The sequence below is a fragment of the Kitasatospora sp. NPDC053057 genome (assembly GCF_044546945.1).
Taxonomy (GTDB): Bacteria; Actinomycetota; Actinomycetes; order Streptomycetales; family Streptomycetaceae; genus Kitasatospora.
Genome location: NZ_JBITZP010000116.1, coordinates 1 through 2,854, shown reverse-complemented (window position 1 = coordinate 2,854; position 2,854 = coordinate 1). Strand labels below are relative to the sequence as shown.

Sequence of the window (2,854 nt, the reverse complement as noted above, 5' to 3'; positions counted from 1 at the left end):
CGCCAGCGCGTAGTAGCTTCTGAGAGCCTCAGGCTCCTCCCGTGAGCTGCCGACCTGCGACTTCTCGCCCATCTGATGCAACTCCCGAGGGTTGACGTATCTCATGGTCGAACTGACCGTCCAGTGACCGAGTAGTTGCTGGATGGCCACGAGGTCGACGCCGCGTTCGTAGTTGTGGGTCGCGCACGCCCGCCGCAAGGCGTGGGGGCTGAACCGCTCGGCGGCCGGGCGTCCTTCGAGTTCCATCAGATACCGCAGCCGGTTGCGGATGGTCCCGCGGCGCAGATTGCCGCCGGACTCGTCGGCGAACAGGACGGGCGAGTCGGGGAACTTGGGCCGCACGTCCTCCAGGAACCAACGCAGCACCAGGTCCAAGCCGTCGAGCATGGGCACCCACCGCGGCCGCGGGCCCGAGGTGTGGGCTCCCTTGCCGAAGCGGACGTGGAGTTTGCCGAACGGGCCGCGGGTGAAGTGCAGGTCCGGCAGCTCCAGCAGCGAGGCCTCCTCCGAGCGGAGCCCGGCGTGATACAGCGTCCGGAACATCGCATAGTCCCGGGCTGCGGGTCCGTACTTCCGGGCGGTGGCGATCCGCTGCTTCATGAAGTCGAAGAACTCGTTCACCCGCTCCGGCGTCGGAGGCGGCAGCAGGGCCGGCGAATCGTCGCCGACATGCCGAGAGGCGTTGAACTCATCGACCGGGCAGACCAGTCGGACGCCGAAAGCAGCCTCGATCTCGACTGCCTTGCGGGCCTGCAGGAACCGATGGAAGCCTTTGAAGATCTGCACGTACTCGCGCCGGGTCGACGTCTTGCGGCCCTGGACCGCGAGATCGCCGACAACGCGGTCAATGTCCTCGGGCGCGACCTCCCACGCGGGACGCCCCAGCGCCGTGAGAGTCCGCTCCAGCAGGCCGATGTCGTTGTCGATGGTCACCTGACTGAACCCCCGGGCCCTCCAGGAGGCGACGAACGCGTCGACGCACAAGGCCTGGAGCTGCCACGGGTCGGTGGTCAATGGCCCCTTCGGGACGGCACCCCCCGCGATGACCTGCAGTCGCGCCTCGCCCATCGGCACACCTTCCTCGCACCTGAACCGCCAAGGCAGCACCTGGAGAAGACGAGTACTGCCATGAGATTCAACGAGGACACCAGGAGGGAGATACGGCCAGGTGGCAGCAGGAACCCGCGCCAGGGAACAGGTGCCAGCCCCAGTTGAGTGGGACCAGACCTTCACCAACAAGCGGCTCTGCCAGGCCATCGTCGACCGGCTCACCTTCGAGGCCCACATCATCGAGACCGGCACCGAGTCCTTCCGCCTTGCCAGCACCACCGCCAAGCGCAAAGCAGCCGCCGCGTGACCCGCCCCCCCCCCCCCCGCCGAGCTCGCGGAGCTCGCGGAGCTCGCCGATTTCCTGCGCGGCCTGGCCGACTTCTTCACCACCGCCAGCACAGCGGTCGACCAGGCCGTGAATGCCTACTACGGCTTCGACACGGCCATCGACTGGATCATCTGCTCGCTGGAACACCAAGCGGACAAGCTGACCTGATAGCCCGGCATGTCAGCGCGGCGGGTGCCGTTGATTCCGGCACCCGCCCGGGCCATCCCGCCAAGGGACGCCATCCGGCCCAGCTCTTCTATGCGAGCTCCACGCTGAGCTGGGCGCCGAGCTCGCGGAAACCCAGAGTGAGTGCGACACGCCGGGAGGCGTCCACCCGGGCCCGCCACTGCGGGAGCAATCCGGCCGCCAACGCGTGCGCCACCGCCCCGGAACCCGTCGCGCGGGCAAGGCCCCGCCCCCGCCATGCAGGGGCGGTCAGCACACTGACGTGGGCGGTCCGGCTCGGCCAGGACCGGTATCCGGCGGCGGCGACGACCTGGCCCCCCTCACGGACCACGAACGCGGGTGAGGTGATCTCGCCGAGTCCGGCCTCGTCCGAGTCGTCCGCGAGCGCCAGGTTCTCCAGCTCCCGCAAATCAGGATGCTCTCCGGATATCTGTTCCACCGTCAGCCTGCGGGCCGCCACCGACCGGAACCTGTCGTCGGACACATAAGCCAGCGCCGCGGGGCCAAGGACCCGGGCCACCGGCAGCACCCCGCGGACCGAATGAGCGCCGGCGATCGCACCCACCGGAAGGTTCGCCAGCGCGTTGCGCACCGTCTCGGCGGTGTCCTCGCTGGGCACGGTCACGATCGCCGAATTGCCCAGCACCACCAGGCCCACCCAACCCGAGGGGCACATCCTCGACTCGGGTGACACCACCACGCGCACCCCTCCCGTCGGCGCGAACGACACGGGCACCGAAGCGAGTTCCTCCCACAGCCCACGGGCTCTGGCCAGCAAGGGATCTATCGACATGGCCCCGATCCTGCCAGCCCGAGTATCCGGCGGACCTGCGGAATAAAGCCGACGAGACCGTCACCAAGGACCACGAAGCCCCGCAAACCAAGAACGCCCGCCCGGACGCATCCTGTCGGGGGCGCAATCCGGGCGGGGCTCACCACACGCTACCGGCCGAACGGCGCTCCTCAGCGGCGCCACCACTCCAACGGGCGGCGGGCGATGAAACCTCACCCGATCGAGGGGGTGGGGCCAGTCCTGTTCGGAACCTCTGCCAAGTGCTTCCCGGGTCACCAGTCCAGAGCAGAAGTGGGGCCACTCGAATCCGGAAGGGTGGGGCAAAACAACCCGTTAGAAACAGCCCCGCGCTCGCGGGGATAGCTTCTCTCCGGATGGAGTCCCGTGGAGTAGTGTAGCAGAGATCTTGGAGTAACCCCTGGTCATGGGGCAGCCATCGCGCAACTCTCTGAGTAGAACGGCGAGTTCACTCGGGAGGTACGCGATGGCCTTATCCC

General features: G+C 68.1%; 2 protein-coding genes and 1 pseudogene. 1 reads left to right on the top strand and 2 read right to left on the bottom strand.

Features of this window, described 5'->3' with window-relative positions; translation table 11 throughout:
- Nucleotides 1-1,068, bottom strand: a 1,068-nt coding sequence (locus ACIG5E_RS39250) for a tyrosine-type recombinase/integrase (RefSeq protein ID WP_396542078.1), incomplete at its 3' end; no start/stop codon positions are given.
- Between the two features lie 148 nt (nucleotides 1,069-1,216).
- Here ACIG5E_RS39250 and ACIG5E_RS39245 point away from each other — a divergent pair.
- Nucleotides 1,217-1,357, top strand: a pseudogene (locus ACIG5E_RS39245) (ATP-binding protein); the annotation flags it as partial.
- A 277-nt stretch (nucleotides 1,358-1,634) separates the two neighbouring features.
- Here ACIG5E_RS39245 and ACIG5E_RS39240 read toward each other — a convergent pair.
- Nucleotides 1,635-2,357: a GNAT family N-acetyltransferase gene (locus ACIG5E_RS39240; protein WP_396542076.1), complete on the bottom strand. Its 723-nt coding sequence runs from the start codon at nucleotides 2,355-2,357 to the stop codon at nucleotides 1,635-1,637.
- Between the last annotated feature and the right edge of the window lie 497 nt (nucleotides 2,358-2,854).

Bases quoted from the DNA above. Each gene is read 5' to 3' on its own strand.
- ACIG5E_RS39240 (WP_396542076.1), bottom strand. From the start codon at position 2,357: ATGTCGATAGATCCCTTGCTGGCCAGAGCCCGTGGGCTGTGGGAGGAA.